At 32.1% G+C, this 15,581-nt stretch carries 19 protein-coding genes and 1 other RNA gene; 18 read left to right on the top strand and 2 right to left on the bottom strand.

Translation table 11 applies throughout. The annotated features are described in order from the left end of the window. The first annotated feature begins 4 nt into the window (after positions 1–4). The 6 genes from rpoD to P6936_RS05655 all read left to right on the top strand — a co-directional run bounded on the left by rpoD (position 5) and on the right by P6936_RS05655 (position 6,201). The gene (gene rpoD, locus P6936_RS05680; protein WP_276881087.1) at positions 5–1,825 is read left to right on the top strand and encodes an RNA polymerase sigma factor RpoD; all 1,821 of its coding nucleotides are present in this window, start codon (positions 5–7) and stop codon (positions 1,823–1,825) included. Next, positions 1,825–2,517, top strand: coding sequence for a tRNA (adenine(22)-N(1))-methyltransferase (locus P6936_RS05675; protein WP_004836248.1), 693 nt, complete (start codon positions 1,825–1,827; stop codon positions 2,515–2,517). Before rpoD ends, P6936_RS05675 begins: the two co-directional genes overlap by 1 nt. Continuing rightward, positions 2,499–3,269, top strand: a complete 771-nt coding sequence (locus tag P6936_RS05670) for a Nif3-like dinuclear metal center hexameric protein (protein ID WP_276881086.1) — start codon at positions 2,499–2,501, stop codon at positions 3,267–3,269. The genes P6936_RS05675 and P6936_RS05670 overlap by 19 nt, the downstream gene beginning before the upstream one ends. 36 nt (positions 3,270–3,305) lie before the next feature. Further along, positions 3,306–3,644, top strand: an RNA gene (rnpB, locus tag P6936_RS05665) — RNase P RNA component class A. Between the two features lie 260 nt (positions 3,645–3,904). Continuing rightward, the gene (locus P6936_RS05660; protein WP_276881085.1) at positions 3,905–5,359 is read left to right on the top strand and encodes an SH3 domain-containing C40 family peptidase; all 1,455 of its coding nucleotides are present in this window, start codon (positions 3,905–3,907) and stop codon (positions 5,357–5,359) included. 59 nt (positions 5,360–5,418) lie between these two features. Further along, the gene (locus P6936_RS05655; protein ID WP_276864650.1) at positions 5,419–6,201 is read left to right on the top strand and encodes a bifunctional 5,10-methylenetetrahydrofolate dehydrogenase/5,10-methenyltetrahydrofolate cyclohydrolase; all 783 of its coding nucleotides are present in this window, start codon (positions 5,419–5,421) and stop codon (positions 6,199–6,201) included. Positions 6,202–6,235: 34 nt separating this feature from the next. Here P6936_RS05655 and tpx read toward each other — a convergent pair whose 3' ends face one another. Further along, positions 6,236–6,745: a thiol peroxidase gene (gene tpx, locus P6936_RS05650; protein WP_276881084.1), complete on the bottom strand. Its 510-nt coding sequence runs from the start codon at positions 6,743–6,745 to the stop codon at positions 6,236–6,238. Between the two features lie 126 nt (positions 6,746–6,871). Here tpx and P6936_RS05645 point away from each other — a divergent pair, with 126 nt between their 5' ends. From P6936_RS05645 to P6936_RS05600, 10 genes are all read left to right on the top strand, one after another. Next, a complete protein-coding gene (locus tag P6936_RS05645; protein ID WP_276881083.1) occupies positions 6,872–7,519 on the top strand; it encodes a 50S ribosomal protein L25 in 648 nt (215 codons plus the stop codon). Between the two features lie 86 nt (positions 7,520–7,605). After that, positions 7,606–8,235: a dTMP kinase gene (gene tmk, locus P6936_RS05640; RefSeq protein ID WP_276881082.1), complete on the top strand. Its 630-nt coding sequence runs from the start codon at positions 7,606–7,608 to the stop codon at positions 8,233–8,235. After that, complete coding sequence (locus P6936_RS05635; protein ID WP_004836240.1) at positions 8,232–8,561, top strand: cyclic-di-AMP receptor; 330 nt, start codon at positions 8,232–8,234, stop codon at positions 8,559–8,561. Before tmk ends, P6936_RS05635 begins: the two co-directional genes overlap by 4 nt. Beyond that, positions 8,558–9,349 (top strand): DNA polymerase III subunit delta, encoded by a 792-nt coding sequence (locus P6936_RS05630; RefSeq protein ID WP_276881081.1) that lies wholly within the window; start codon positions 8,558–8,560, stop codon positions 9,347–9,349. Before P6936_RS05635 ends, P6936_RS05630 begins: the two co-directional genes overlap by 4 nt. Then, positions 9,350–10,156, top strand: a complete 807-nt coding sequence (locus P6936_RS05625) for a PSP1 domain-containing protein (RefSeq protein WP_004836238.1) — start codon at positions 9,350–9,352, stop codon at positions 10,154–10,156. 147 nt (positions 10,157–10,303) lie between these two features. Beyond that, complete coding sequence (locus tag P6936_RS05620) at positions 10,304–10,477, top strand: indolepyruvate ferredoxin oxidoreductase subunit alpha (RefSeq protein WP_004836237.1); 174 nt, start codon at positions 10,304–10,306, stop codon at positions 10,475–10,477. A gap of 350 nt (positions 10,478–10,827) precedes the next feature. Then, positions 10,828–10,965 carry a hypothetical protein gene (locus P6936_RS05615; protein ID WP_276881080.1) on the top strand — a complete coding sequence of 46 codons (138 nt, stop codon included), beginning with the start codon at positions 10,828–10,830 and terminating at the stop codon, positions 10,963–10,965. A 19-nt stretch (positions 10,966–10,984) separates the two neighbouring features. Further along, on the top strand, positions 10,985–11,200 hold the full coding sequence (locus P6936_RS05610; RefSeq protein WP_276881079.1) for a hypothetical protein: 216 nt from the start codon (positions 10,985–10,987) through the stop codon (positions 11,198–11,200). 415 nt (positions 11,201–11,615) lie between these two features. Then, positions 11,616–11,834 (top strand): helix-turn-helix domain-containing protein, encoded by a 219-nt coding sequence (locus P6936_RS05605; RefSeq protein WP_276881078.1) that lies wholly within the window; start codon positions 11,616–11,618, stop codon positions 11,832–11,834. A 3-nt stretch (positions 11,835–11,837) separates the two neighbouring features. Further along, entirely contained in the window at positions 11,838–12,965 is a 1,128-nt protein-coding gene (locus P6936_RS05600; RefSeq protein WP_276881077.1) for a hypothetical protein, read from the top strand. A gap of 22 nt (positions 12,966–12,987) precedes the next feature. On the opposite strand, the gene P6936_RS05595 is transcribed toward P6936_RS05600, so the two are convergent. Beyond that, positions 12,988–13,920, bottom strand: a complete 933-nt coding sequence (locus tag P6936_RS05595; protein WP_276881076.1) for an IS30 family transposase — start codon at positions 13,918–13,920, stop codon at positions 12,988–12,990. Between the two features lie 74 nt (positions 13,921–13,994). On the opposite strand from P6936_RS05595, the gene P6936_RS05590 reads away from it, so the two are divergent. Both P6936_RS05590 and P6936_RS05585 read left to right on the top strand, forming a co-directional pair. Continuing rightward, entirely contained in the window at positions 13,995–14,921 is a 927-nt protein-coding gene (locus P6936_RS05590) for an HsdM family class I SAM-dependent methyltransferase (protein ID WP_276881075.1), read from the top strand. Positions 14,922–15,043: 122 nt separating this feature from the next. Beyond that, positions 15,044–15,581: hypothetical protein (locus P6936_RS05585; protein WP_276881074.1), on the top strand; the 538-nt coding region annotated here is incomplete at its 3' end.

The raw sequence follows: 15,581 nt of genomic DNA, 5'->3' as shown, positions 1-15,581 counted from the left end.
ATTAATGACAAGCGATGACAATAAATTGCTCGATGATGATGTTCTAAAAGAAATTATAGAAGAATTTCAGTCTATCAGCGAGTCTCAAGATGGATTAATTACCTATTCGCAGATATATACATTCGAAAACTTCAAAGAAATGGAAGATGAGAGCAAGAAGTTTGTTATAAATCAGATAATAAATCTAGGTATTGAAATCGTAGAAAACTCTGAAACTGTTCTTGAAGAAGAAGAGGAAAACACTGAAGATTTAGACGATGAGATAGCTGATGATAAAGAAGATTTGGATGATGATATCAACGAAAAGGAATTAGAAGAAGATATCAGTAAATCAGTCGATATAATGGCTGGAGTTAAGGTTGATGACCCTGTAAAGATGTATCTTAAAGAAATAGGAAAAGTTAGCCTATTAACAGCGACAGAGGAAATAATTCTAGCTAGAAGGATGGAAATGGGCGAGATAGCCAAAAAGAAATTAGAAAATGTCAAGTTTAACAAGCAAAACAAAACTAAGCTTGCTAACGACATATTTTTTGGTGACCTTGCTAAGATATTAATGTTAGCTAACCAAAGTCTAAGAGATAAGGGAAGCGTAGACGAAAAGAGCAAGATAGAAATTTCTGGTCTTATAAGTATGGGTAAGCTCTTTAAACAAATCATGGATAATGACTTGGATAAGGAGACCCTAGAAGAGCTAAAGACCAAGGTTATGATTTGCAATATTGCAGAAAATGCGGTTAATGAGGATGACCTTAATGAAAGTCAAGCAAATTCCTTATGCGATTTGTTTGATTCCTTCGATCATATGCTTAACATTACAAAATCTGACGAGATAGTTAATTTGGTCTATATATCATTTAACGATATTCTATCAAAAGCTGCGAATAAGGAACAGATTAAAACAAATGATAGGATGATTCTTGATGATTTTATAAATACAAGCTCTAGGGCCGAAAAAATCTATGATGGGGTAGGTCTTAGCAAGAAAGAGCTTTCAGAAATTGATGAATCTATTGAGCTAAGGGATTTAGCTTTCAAGATTATTAATGAAGATATCTTAAACGATGATGACTTTATGGAGCTAAAAAGAGCTGTAATAAATTCTAAGAGAGCTAAACAAAAGTTAGCAGAAACCAACCTAAGGCTTGTTGTTTCTATAGCTAAAAAATACGTTGGCAGAGGAATGAGTTTCCTTGATTTAATCCAAGAAGGAAATATGGGTCTAATGAAGGCTGTTGATAAGTACGATTATAACAGGGGCTTTAAATTCTCAACCTACGCAACTTGGTGGATAAGACAGGCCATAACCCGTGCCATAGCCGATCAAGCTAGAACAATAAGGATACCTGTTCATATGGTTGAAACTATTAACAAACTTGTTAGGATTCAAAGGCAATTAGTTCAAGATTTAGGTCGTGATCCATCCAACGAAGAAATTGCCGAGCAAATGGGAATAGAAGTTGATAAGGTTCAAGAGATTAGAAAAATCTCACAAGAACCAGTATCTTTAGAAACTCCAATCGGTGAAGAAGATGATAGTCACTTGGGAGATTTCATAGAAGATGATGCAGCAGTTGACCCTGGCGAAGCTGCCAACTATACAATGTTGCGTGAGCAATTAAACGATGTTTTATCTTGCTTGGGTGCTAGGGAGAAGAGAGTCCTACAACTAAGATTTGGTTTGATAGACGGAACTCCAAGAACCCTAGAAGAGGTTGGCAAGGAATTTGACGTAACGAGGGAGAGAATAAGACAAATTGAGGCTAAGGCCCTAAGAAAACTTAAATCTCCAAACAAAAGCGAATTATTGAAAGATTTTTTATAATGGAAGATAAGAAAAGATTATTAGATATAATTAGTCTAATTGATAAAAATAAAAAAGTTATAGATATAGGAACTGATCATGGATTAGTTCCTTTATATTTAGCAAAAAATGGGATAAGTGAAAATATCCTAGCTACAGACATATCGGAAAAATCCCTAGATAAGCTTAGGATGAGGTTAGATGATAATTTAAGGAGAATAATAACAACCAAGGTTACTGATGGTTTTGTTGGAATTGAAAAGCAAGATAAGCAAGTTGCGATTATTGCAGGTATGGGGGCCAATACCATAATAGACATAATAGAAAAGTCCCTAGATTTTGCGAAAAACCTAGATTATTTAGTCCTTGCGAGCAATGTCAATACTGAAAAATTAAGGACTTATTTAGTTGATAATAACTTTGAAATTATTAAGGATTTTTTAAGCTATGAGAATAACAAATACTATGATATTTTGAAAGTGCGCTTTGGCAATGCTAAGAAATTAACTTTAGCAGAAACATATTATGGCAAAGACGATATTGATACAAAAGCAGCCCTCTTAGTAGAAAAACTTGCCATAGATTATAAGAAAAATCAGGAGTTTAGGAAGGATATCCTCAATAAATCTAATGATTTAAAGAGTTTAAGTAGGATTGATGAAAAATTAAAAGCAATAGAGGAGATAAGAAATATATGGAAATTGGAGAATTAATCGCAAAACTTGAAGAAAAATACCCATTTTCTCTTCAAGAAGCCTGGGATAATTCAGGTCTCCAAATAGGTAATCCTAAAGATGAACTAAAAAATGTGATGGTATCTTTAGACCTCGAGGAAGAAACTATTAACAAGGCTATAGAAAATGATTGCAACTTAATAATCACCCACCATCCTTATCTTTTTAATGGAGCAAAGTCGATTGACCTTAGTAAAAACTTCTACAAGAGGCTTATGCTAGCAATAAAAAATGATTTGACAATCTATGCCTTCCATACAAATTTAGATATAGCTAAAGATGGCCTTAACGACAATTTATGTGATATTCTATCTATAAAAAATACCTCAGTCCTTGAAAAAGGAAAAGAAGAGGGTCTTGGTAGAATTGGTTATATAGAAAAACAAGAAACAGTTTCTTTTATAAAAAAAATAAAAGATATACTAAAGGCTGATGGCTTGATTGTTTATGGCGATACAGATAAAAAAATAGAAAAGATTGCAGTATGTGGGGGAGCGGGTAGTGATTTGATTAAGGATGCCCTAGATAAGTCCTGTGATATGATGATTACAGGAGATGTTAGCTATCATGATGGGATGGATCTAGCCAATGAAGGAATTATAATTGTTGATCCGGGTCATTATGCGAGTGAAAACCATGTAGTCGAAAAATTAAAGCGAGAAATAGAAAAGTTTACAGAAACTAGAGTCTACACTTATTCTAAGGGTGATTCTTTTAGGAAATTTTATTAGTTTGTAATATCAAGTGAAAAAAGGTAAAATCATTATGGAGTAAATCGGGTAATCGCGGGATTAATTTCACGAGGAAAGTCCGTGCACCACAGAGCAAGGATGCTTGATAACGTCAAGTAGGAGTGATCTTCAGGCAAGTGCAACAGAAAGTATACCGCCAGATATCTGGTAAGGTTGGAATGGCGAGGTAAGAGCTCACCAGCTATCTAGTGATAGATAGGCTATGTAAACCCCATCCGGTGCAAGAACGAAAGGGACAGTAGGATGCCTGCTCGGCACAGTCCAGTATGGTTGTTCGCTTGAGCTTATTGGCGACAGTAAGCCTAGACAGATGATTATCCAAGACAGAACACGGCTTATAGATTTGCTCCCTACATAATTAACATTTTTGTAACTAATAATATAAGAAATGTTAAAATTGCTTACACTTTTCATAAAAATCTGTTAGTTTATTAGCTATTTTAGTGAAAATTGCACGAAAAACTAAAGGATATTATGGAGGGTGTAATTTTTTTGTAACTAATTCTTGACACTTTTGTTAAAAAGATATAAAATAGAAGATGATTTAGTACAAGAATTAATAAAGATTAAAGATTTAAAGATAATTTTCATTAAAATATTATATGGAGGACTTGATGAAAAAGAAAAATATAGGAGCTATGCTATCAGTTATAGCTGCAGTAACAGCAGGTGCTAGTGCATATGCGACTACAATTGACAATTTGGACCAAGATCAACATACCAATTCACTAATTTCAGAAGCAAACTATACAGATACTTATACAAACTATGATTTAGTGAAGTCTGAATATACTAATGAAGTTAAAAATACAAAAATAGCTCAAGAAGCTAAGCCTGTTGAAAGTAAAGAAGACAAAAAGGCTGACTTAGATAAATTAGTAGAAGAAGCTGCAAGAGATACTGTTATTGAAGTAAAGGCAGCAAAAATTGCAGATGAAAATAAAAAAGATGTTGCAGATGAAAAAGCAGTAGAATCTGAAGCTAAAGAAGAAGTTAATGACCTTCCAGTCGTTAAATATGTAAACACACCGCTACTTAACATTAGAAGTAGCAAGGAAATTACTGATAACAACATAGTATCATCTCTAAAAGCTGGTGATAAGGTTGTTGGAAAGCTAGAAGATGGCTTTTTAAGCACAGAAGAAGGATACATAAGCGAAGGATATCTATCTGATTATTATCCAGAAGATTTAGTTAATGAATTAAATACTAAAGAAGAAGCTAAGGCTAGTCAAGAAGCTCAAGTGGCAGATGAAGCAAATAATGCTAAAGAACAAAATGCGGCAGAGGAAGCTAAGAAAGCTCAAGAAGCTAAGGCAGCCGAAGAAGCTAAGAAAGCTCAAGAAGCTAAGGCAGCTGAACAAGCCAAAGAAGAACAAACTTATTATTATACAGGTTGGGTAAACACAACTGTTCTTAATGTTAGAAATAAAGCTAATAATGGATCTATAATCGGTTCTGTAAGAAAAGGTGACAGGTTAGAAGGTCAAGTATCTAATGGCTGGTTAGAAATTAATTATAATGGTCAAAAAGGATATGTATCAACTGGATATATGTCAGATACAGAAGTAGCTAAAGAAGAAGTAAAAGAAGCTCCTAAAAAAGAAGAAAAAGCTCCTAAACAACAAGAAGAAGCAGTTAAGGAAGTTGAAGATGTAGAAGAAGCATCATATCAACAAGCTCCTGCTAAGAATGGATCTGGACTAAATGCAGCAGGTCTTGCTACTCAATTTGTTGGTAGTCCATATGTTTGGGGTGAAGCTAATCCAAATGTTGGATTTGACTGCTCAGGACTTACTTCTTATGTATATAGACAAATGGGTATATCAATTCCTCACCAATCAGCAGCCCAATATTCATGTGGTTATGCAGTAAATTCGTCAAATCTACAAGCAGGAGATTTGGTATTCTTCTCCTTTGGTGGAGGCGGAATCGACCACGTTGGTATAGTTGTTAATTCCGATGGTACCTTTGTTCATGCTTCAACACCTGCAACAGGAGTTAAATATGACAATGTGTACAACGGAAGCTTCCAAAATGCTTTTGTAGGTGCAAGAAGAATATATTAAGACAAAAATTTATCCCCAATTAGCTATTAGTTAGTTGGGGCTTTTTTAATGGAGGAAAAATGAAGCAACTAACAACTGATAGGATTAAGGACAAGCTTGTAAAAAAATTAAGTGAAGCAAAAATAAAGAGGAAGATTTTATTACTTTCCCAAAATCCCACAGCTGAAGTAAATTTCTATAAGAATATTATAATAAAAAGATGTAGGGACTTTGGGATTGTTTATGTAGACAAAGAGTTTGAAAATGAAGATAGCTCAGAAATATTAGCATACCTTAAACAATGTGATAGGGAGGATGCCTACATATTTCTAGCCCCTTTTGCTGGGGGCAAGGACTTGAGTGAACTAAAAAAGAAAGTTGAACTTACAGACCTGGATGCTTTTACTTACAAGAGCCTTGGAATGACAATGCAAGGAGATATCTCATCCCTACCAGCTACAGCCAGAGCCATTGCGAGTTTTCTGGAAGAAAAATATACTAGTTTTAGAGGGAAAAATATTGTCATAGCCAACACTACTATGGTTATAGGAAAGCCACTAGCCATGTATTTATCTAGCAAATCTGCCACAGTAAGTCTTATAAATAGCAAAACTAAAAATTCCAAAGAAATGATTAAAAATTCTGATATCTTTATCTCAGCAATAGGTAAGGCAAACTTTTATGATAAGTCATATTTTAGAGATCAGATGTTAATTGTAGATGTAGGAACAAGCTATATAGATGGAAAAGTATATGGGGATGTAGCTTATGAATCTATAGCTGATATGGACGTCGAGATACTTACTAATAAAAAGGGAATAGGTGCTATAACAACCCTAAAGCTCCTAGAGGGCTTAATATAAAAGAGCTGTCGCAAAAATCTAGCGACAGCTCTTATTAATTATCCAAACTTTTTACAAGTTCAATTGCCTTTTCATAATCTGGTAAATCTGTATTTTGGTCAAGATATTCGGCATAAACAATTTTGTTGTCTTTATCTATAACAAAAACAGATCTATTCAATAATTGTAATTCATTGATCAGAGTAGAATATTTTTTGGCGAAATCATGATAAATATAATCAGATACGAACTTATTCTTATTTATTTCTTTTTCTTTAGTAAATCTTTCTTGAGCAAAAGGTAAATCATTTGATACTGTTATTAATGAAACATTATCTGAGAAGTCTTCAGCGGCTTTTGTAAACATTGTTGTTTGGATTTCACATACTGATGTGTCTATTGATGGGATAACTGAAATCAATCTAATTTTTCCCTTATATATTGAGGAATCGAAATCATTTAACTCGTTATCAATAGCTTTAAATTCTGGAGCAGTATCTCCCACTCTTAGCTTATTGCCATCAACGCTTACATCTACTGTTCCAAATTTTACTTTTCGTGACATATATAATCCTTTCTATAAATAAGCTTACTATTAATATACCCTTTTTAATCTATTTAAAACTTAATATATTGTAAATAGTAGAATCTTGAGGTATAATTTATCAGTATGAAAATATAAGGAGGCAAAATGGCAGACATAGTTTTACAAGCGCAAAAAAGAGAAGCTACTGGTAAAAATAAAGTTAATAAGCTTAGAGCTAACGAACTAGTACCAGGAGTTATTTATGCCAAAGATGAAGAAAATATAAATGTTCAAGTAACAGCTAGAGATTTTGAAAAGGTACTTAGACAAGCTGGAACATCTACAATTATCACATTAGACATTGATGGAGAAAACAAGGACGTTCTTATTAAAGCGTACCAAAATCACCCATTCAAAAATCAATTTTTACACGTTGACTTCCAAGCAATCAACCAAAACGAAGCAATTAGAGTTCAAGTTCCAGTTGTACTTGTAGGAAGAGACGATATAGTAGTTGAACCATCAGTATTAGTTCAAAACATCGACGTAGTTGAAGTAGAGTGCTTACCAAAATTCATTCCTCAAACAGCAGAAGTTGAAGTGAAAGACCTACAAATCGGTGACGTAAGAACTATAGCTGATCTTGATATTTTCAAAACCGCAGACATTACAATTCTTGAAGAAGAAGACGCTGTTATCTGTTCACTACAAGAACCAGCAGAAGAAAAAGCAGCCGGAGAAGGCGAAGAAGCTGGAGCGGCTGACGTTCCAACTGTTGGCGAAACAGAAGCAAAAAATTCTGAAGAAGAATAATAAAAAAGGCCATAAGGTCTTTTTTTGTGCCCAAAATGCTCGGGATTTTCTAAGTCAATATTTCTTACTTATGGTATAATATTAGCATGGATGGAAAATTAATAGTATTTGAAGGTCCGGATGGATCTGGAAAAACAACTGTACTCAGTGAAGTAAAGAAGAGATTAGAAAAAGATAAGATAGAATTCCTTGATTATAGGGAACCAGGTGGTACTAATATTTCGGAAAAGATAAGAGATATTATTATAGACAAGGATAATATTGCAATGACTGCTAGTTGCGAATGTTTGCTTTTTGCTGCAAGCAGGGCCCAGCTTGTCGAAGAAAAAATTAAGCCAGCTCTAGAATCAGGAAAGTTAGTCTTATGCGATAGATTTGTCCTAAGCTCACTTTTATACCAAGGTGTTGGAAGAGGGCTAGGTATAGATAAGGTAAAAGAGATAAATGATTTCGCAACTGCTGGTCTAAGGGCTGATTTAACAATATTTTTTGATATAGACTATAAAACAGCATTAATAAGAAAGAGAGAAAATTTCTCGGCTGATAGGCTTGAAAGTGAAGATTTTGATTTTCACAAGAAAATATTTAATGCTTATCTAGATATTGCAGAAAGATATAAGAAAGAGATTAAGAAAATTGATGCAAGCAAGTCTGTTACTGAAGTAACGGATCAAGTTATGAAATTGATTTATGAATCATTGGAGGAAAAACAATGAAATTACTAATAGCCATAGTGCAAGATGCAGATGTTAACTTTTTAGTTGATGCCTTAACAGATAAGGGCTATAGGATAACCAAGCTTTCAACAACTGGTGGTTTCCTAAAAAAAGGAAACACTACCCTACTTATAGGTGTTGAGGAAGAGGATCTTGATGAAGTTTTAGGAGTAATTGAGAAGAATTGCAAGAAGAGAAATACAACGACTACAATTATTAACCCAACAGCTGAAAGCTCCCTTCTAACCAATACTGTTCCAATAGATATAACAGTTGGTGGAGCTACAATTTTTATAATAGATGTTGAAAAATATATTCAAATATGAGCATCTTAGATGAGCAAATAAAAAATAAGAATCTTGCTAGTGCCTATATATTTGAAGGCAAGAATCCTGACTATAACAAGACTTTCGCCCTAGAATTTGCTAGAAAAGTTTTCGAATCTTATGGGATAGATCAAGAAAATGAAACTAACCCAGACTTGTATCTTATAGATAAGGAAGGCTCTGTTATAGATATTGAAAGCATTAGAGAAATGCTTAAAAATATCTACCTAAGGCCAGAAAATTCAAAAATCAAAGTATATATAATTCACCAAGCTCAAGACCTAAGGCAAGAAGGTGCCAATGCTATGCTTAAAAGCCTAGAGGAATTAAAATCTTATGTCAAGTTGATTTTTACTTGTATAAACAAAGACACGATTCTTCCAACCATAAGATCTAGGTGCCAAACACTTACAATCCAAGCAGATGAGCCAGCCTTAGATATAGATATGGACAATTTGTATGAAATATGGTCTGACTTGTACAAGGGTAAAATTGAAAGCTTTTATAAAAATAAGGAATTTTTTGACAAGTATAAGGAAGATAGACAGACTATTTATCTAGCAATCGAAAAACTCTACCAAAATCTTATCAAATATAAATTTAGTAAAAATGAACTAGATTTAGCTACTAGCTATATGATGAAGAAATTTCCGCTAATTAGTCTAGATAAGATTGAAAGGTCCATAGACCTTGTAGAAACAATTAAAAATGCAAGTAAAACAAACATCAATTATGATTTAAGTATTGAGAAAATCGTCTTTGATGTTTTTAGAGAGGGGAAACGCTGATTGAAAGTCGTAGGAATAAGATTTAGACAGGCGGGAAAAATTTATTATTTTAACGCCAAAAATATAGAATTTGAATACAAAGACTTGGCAGTAGTAGAAACATCCAATGGAATAGAAATCGCTGAAGTTGCCTTAACTGATGTAGATTTAGAAAAAAATCAACTAAAAGAAAAACTATCTGAAATAATTAGGAAAGCAACTAAAGATGACATCTACTACTACAAAAAAAACGAAAAAGAAGCAAAAGAAGCTATTGGCTTGTGTCAACAAAAGGCTTGCGAACACGGTCTTAGTATGAAGATAATAGATGCCAAATACACATTTGATAGAAGCAAAATCACCTTCTACTTCAAATCTGAAAACAGGGTTGATTTTAGGGGGCTTGTAAAAGACTTGGCAGCCATATACAAAAATAGGATTGAACTAAGACAAATCGGGGTAAGAGATCATGCAAAAATGATTGAACACTTTGGACCTTGTGGTCAAAGATGCTGTTGCGGAAGATTCTTAAATGACTTCAAACCCTTATCAATCAAGATGGCAAAGGACCAAAATATAACCTTAGACCCAGCTAAAATCTCGGGCATATGTGGTAGACTCATGTGTTGTCTATCTTACGAAGAAGAATGCTACAAATGTGCCAAGAAAATCATGCCGAAAGAAGGCCAAAAAGTAAAAACTGCTGATGGATATGGTATGGTCCTTGAAAATGACTACGTCAAAGAAAGCTCAAGGGTAAGAGTAAAACTGACAGGCACAGATGAGGAAATAGAAGAAAGCTACCTACTAAAGGAAATGGAATATTAAAAATGCGATTAAAAATGATAATTAATATCAATTTGAATAAATTATCATTTTGAAATTAAAATTGGAATAAATATAAAAAAATTCTTGACTTTTTAGGTCCTGTGTTGTATATTATAGACATAAGAAATAACAAATAGGAGGAATAATATGGCTTATAGAATAGATGAAAATACATGTATATCTTGCGGATCATGTGAAGGTGAATGCCCAGTAGGAGCAATCGCACAAGGCGATGCAGCTTACGAAATTGACGCTGATGCTTGTATCGATTGTGGATCATGTGCAGCAGTCTGCCCAGTAGAAGCAATTGACCAAGAATAATCATATACATAAATAATAGACATAGGAAAGACCCTGCGGGGTCTTTTTTCTTTTGGGATATTTTAACTAAATGGATTATCCGATAAGTTAAAGAAAAAATATAAGCAATACTTTATAATAAATTAATTTTAACTATTTTAGAAAAGTTATAAAATTCACTAAGAAATGAAAAAATGTTATAATAATATCTAGGATAGGAAGTTGAAGCCTAAGTAGCATGAGCAAGGGTCTATCAGTAAATAATAACTGAAGAGTTTTTCTAAGTAAATAAAAAACTGAAATAAGAAAATAATAAATGTTGATAATTCAAGCATATTTAAGTTTTACCCGCACACGCGGGGGTGATCCCAGTGGTAGAAGAATTGAAATGTGTTTCATTATCATTAGAAGGAGCTTTAAATAGTAGTAAGTACAAAGAAATAGCAGCAGTCCTTATTACAAAGTTCTTAGAAGATGAAGATATAGAGGCGTTAGAACAATTAGCATAATCATTTTAGGAGGTAGGCAATGGCAAAAGTTATTAAGAGCATAGATGAAATTATACAAAGTATATTAGAAGAAGTAGATGGTCAAGACAACTTTGGAGAAATAGCAAGTGCTGTTGAGTATCTAAAATCAGACCTTATAATAGAGGGAGAAAATAGATATAAAAATTGTTATGACTACCTAGTAGAACTAGGCGAACAAAAACTAGCAGATAAATATATAAAGCCTTTAATTTAAAGCTAGCAAAGATAAAAATAAAAAGAATAAATTTAAGCAACTGTAACCTATCAAATATTGGAACTTTATCCAAACCCATACTTAGATATGTACAACAGTTATATACTAAGTTTCGAAATATCAAAACATCTAGCAGTATAACTAATCCTAAAATTCCTAGACGAAATCATAGAAATAACTGATAAAAGCAAAGAAAAAATAATATTCTAATCAGATTAGAGATGGACTTTTCAATTAAATCTTTATACTTCTAATATAGAGTCTAATATTATCACCCAATTTATGGCAAAATAAGGACGGAATAATACAACAAATTCTCTAAAAAAAATCACTAAATCAATGTAAGATTGAATGAAACCAATATTTATGCTATAATTAATTAAATTAATCTAATGAAGAGCAAAAGAGGGATTTTATGGCACTTAACTATAAACCATTATGGATACAGTTAGCAAAAAAAGGATTAAAGAAAACAGATGTAATAGCTATGGCAGGACTAACAACAAATGTTATGGCACAAATGGGCAAGGATAAACCAATTACATTTAAAAATTTAGAAAGAATATGTAAGGCTCTATCTTGCACTCCTAATGATATTATTAGTTTTGAAGATAATTTTAGTTACGAGGAATAGGATATGATTGAAAAGTGGAAACTCGAAGATGATGTAAATGATTATGTAAAAAATAAATTTTCTGAAATAGGTCTAAAAAAATTAAAAGATTATAATGTGGAATCTTCTATGTCTGACTATATGAAAGATGCTCTAAAAGGTTCTGCAAAAACAAAGACAAAAACAAATTTCGGAAAACCTGATTTTCATGTCGAAAAATATGATATACCAGTAATATTTGAAGATAAGTTAGGTATTAAAAAGTTAATTGCTAAAAATAAAGATGGCATAAAAGATGATGAGAAATCAATACAAAATTTTGCAACTAATGGTGCAATACATTATGCTACTCAAATAATAGCTAGTGGTAAGTATAAAGAGGCAGTAGCTATTGGTGTTGCAGGAGATCATAAGAAAAATGTAGTATTTGATATTTATTATGTTTTTGGTTCATCGTTTAAATCAATTAAAAAGATGGAAAATTACACAAGTATAGATTTTTTGGAGAATGAAAAAACTTTCTCTAATTTTTATAATGATTGTGTTTTAACAGAAGAAGAAAAACATGAAATATTAATTACTAGCAGAACACTTTTGCAAAAATATGCAGGCGAACTAAATAAACTTATGCACAATCATAATATTACAGCACCACAAAGAGTACTTTATGTATCGGGTATGCTTTTATCTATGCAGGATATAGTAGATCAAGATGGAAATTTAGTGCAAAGAGGACTTATACCAGAAGACTTGTTAGGGGCAAAAACTGATACTAAAAGAGATGGTATTTTAATTACAAATCAGATAAAAGAATATTTAAAGCAAAAACAAATAAGACAAGATAAAGTAGATTTAATGCTTTCATCTTTTAGTGAAATTTCAAAGGATAATCAAAGAGATGAACCAACAGATTTAGACAAACTAGTTGGAAAACTTTTAGAAAAAGAAGTAAGTACAAACAAACAAATCTTCACTTATATTTTCAATAATATTTATATGTCTATTGATGCCTTGGCTGGACATTTAGATATTATGGGAGAGATGTATTCTGAATTTTTAAAATATGCTTTAGGTGATGGTAAAGAAATAGGAATAGTTCTTACTCCTCCATATGTAACAAAAATGATGGCTGAAATTTTAAATGTAAGATGAATTGCAAATAATATTGCGACACCTAAATCAAACTAAGTTCGTGCATAAATAAATTAAATGGAGTTTGATATTCTAGACATTTTCTAGGTCTGGTATTAAGCTCCATTAAGTTTTTAATCAGCTCATTAATAGATATTTTAGATAAATCTGTCTTCTTAGGATAATACTCTCTTAACAAACCATTAGAATTTTCGTTACTGCCCCTTTGCCATGCTGAATATGCATCAGCAAAATAAAATTTTATCCCTCTTTTTTCAATTTCTTCATAACAAGCAAATTCTTTGCCTCTGTCAGATGTGAAAGTCTTTAAAGCTTCTAATGGCAAAGATTTAATTAGTTTGTCAATTGCTCCTAGCATAGAATTTTTACTTCGATCTACCATAGGTAAGGCTATGTAAAATCTAGTTTTTCTTTCTACAAATGTTGCTAGGCATCCTTTACTTTTACCTCTGGATGACACAACTGTATCTAGTTCCCAGTGACCAAAAGTATTCCTTTTTTTAACTTCTTTAGGTCTTTTGTTTATTGATTTACCAATGTTAAATCTACCTCTTGTTTCTTTGGCTTTTCTAGATTTTCCTTTTCTTCTTAGATTGGAAATATCAAAGTCTATAATTCCTGAATAAATCCAATTATATATTGTTTTAAAGCATACAATATCTTTACATACAGTGCTTGCTATTTGCCCAGGAGACCACTTCTTATGAAGTTTTTCCGATATACATTTAGTGATATTATCATCAACTTTTGGTTTTCTTTCTTTAGATGATGATTTTTCCATCTTATCTTTTTGGGCATAGACAGCTTCATAATCATTATCACATCTTTTTAATTCTCTAGATATTGTTGAGTGATGAAAACCTAAAATTTTTGCTATTCTTCTAGAAGAATAGCCCTCTTTTCTTAGTACCTCTATCTTATTTCTCTCATTTATGGTAAGATGTTTATAGCTCATATTAACCTCCGTGTGTGTTTTTGTCGTTATTAACATTTTACACGAAGTTAGTATGAGTTTTCTATTTTATTCTAGTGTCGCATTTAATTTTACAACTTATTGTAAATAAAGATTCAAGAACCATGGATTTAGCAACAGGGTCGGCAGGATTTTTAATAAGTTCTATGGAAATAATGATTGATGATGCTAATAAAACTTTTGGAAAAGATACAAGCAAGGCTAACAAAAAAATAGAAGAAATAAAAAAAGAACAACTTTTAGGAGTTGAACTTAATGCTGAAATGTTTACATTAGCTGCAACAAATATGATTCTTAGAGGAGATGGTTCAAGTAATATTAGAAAAGGCAACACATTTAGAACTCCAGAGGAATTATATACAAAATTTAAGGCAAATAGACTGCTTTTAAACCCACCTTTTCCATTTGAGGAAAATGGTATGCCTTTCATAAGATTTGGTTTATCAAAAATGGAAAAAGGAGGTCTAGCAGCAATAATCATACAAGATAGTGCAGGCAGTGGAAGAGCGGTATCCAGTAATCAAGAAATTTTGAAAAACAATACTCTTCTTGCAAGTATAAAGATGCCAGTAGATTTATTTATTCCAATGGCAGGTGTTCAAACAAGTATCTATGTATTTGAAGCAGGAACACCCCATGACTATGAAAAAACAGTAAAATTTATAGATTTTAGAAATGACGGATACAAAAGAACAAAAAGAGGACTAAATGAAGTTGATAGTCCAACCGAAAGATATCAAGATATCATCAAACTATATAAAGCAGGGAAAAGTGCAAAAGTAAATCAAACGCTATGGGATATTGATGAAATCTATATAGAAGATTTTATTACTGATGGTGGAAATGACTGGAATTTTGAACAACACAAAAAAATAGATACAAAACCTAAGATAGAAGATTTTAAAAATACCGTTGCTGATTATTTAGCTTGGGAAGTATCCAATATTCTAAAAAGTGAGGAAAAATCATCAAAAAAAGCCTAAGCCCTCGTTTAGAAAAATTTGAAAGAGAGTTTTTAGAAAACGGGGGCGAATGGAAAGAGGTTTGTATAGACGAATTATTCAATAAAAAGACAATGAAAGGGTTTCCTAAATATGAGGAAAATTTGTCAGCAAAAGAAGAAGGATTTCATATTTTTGGACAAAATATAAAATATCAATATCCTCAAAAAGTTATATTAAATAATAAATATTTACATCAAATTGATAAAGATAAACCTATTTTAGCTTATACATCCAGTTCATGCGAAATAGGAATAATAGAAGAAAGTTTTTATAGAAGTGGAGATAACGGAGCATTTCAAGGATTGTTTCCTAAGTTTAATAATTATAATAAAAAACATTTGTTGTTTATATTGTCAATGTTAAAAAAATATTTCAACACTTTTGATTATTCTACTAGTATGGCAGATGTTATGGAATTGGGAATACTATTTCCATTTTTAAATGGTAAGATAAATTTTTCCTATATGGAAAAATTTATCGAGGAACTCGAAGCGTATTTAATGGCAACTGGACTTAAAGATTATAAATTGACAAAAGAAGATCAGAAAATACTTGATGATTTTGAAAAAATGTCAGATAATTCTCCAGACAGACAGACAGACAGACAGACAGACAGACAGACAGACAGACAGACAGACA

It is taken from the genome of Anaerococcus tetradius (genome assembly GCF_947087635.1).
Classification (GTDB): Bacteria; Bacillota; Clostridia; order Tissierellales; family Peptoniphilaceae; genus Anaerococcus; species Anaerococcus tetradius.
Note: the sequence above shows the minus strand (reverse complement) of the source record. Positions and strands in the feature narration are given on the sequence as shown.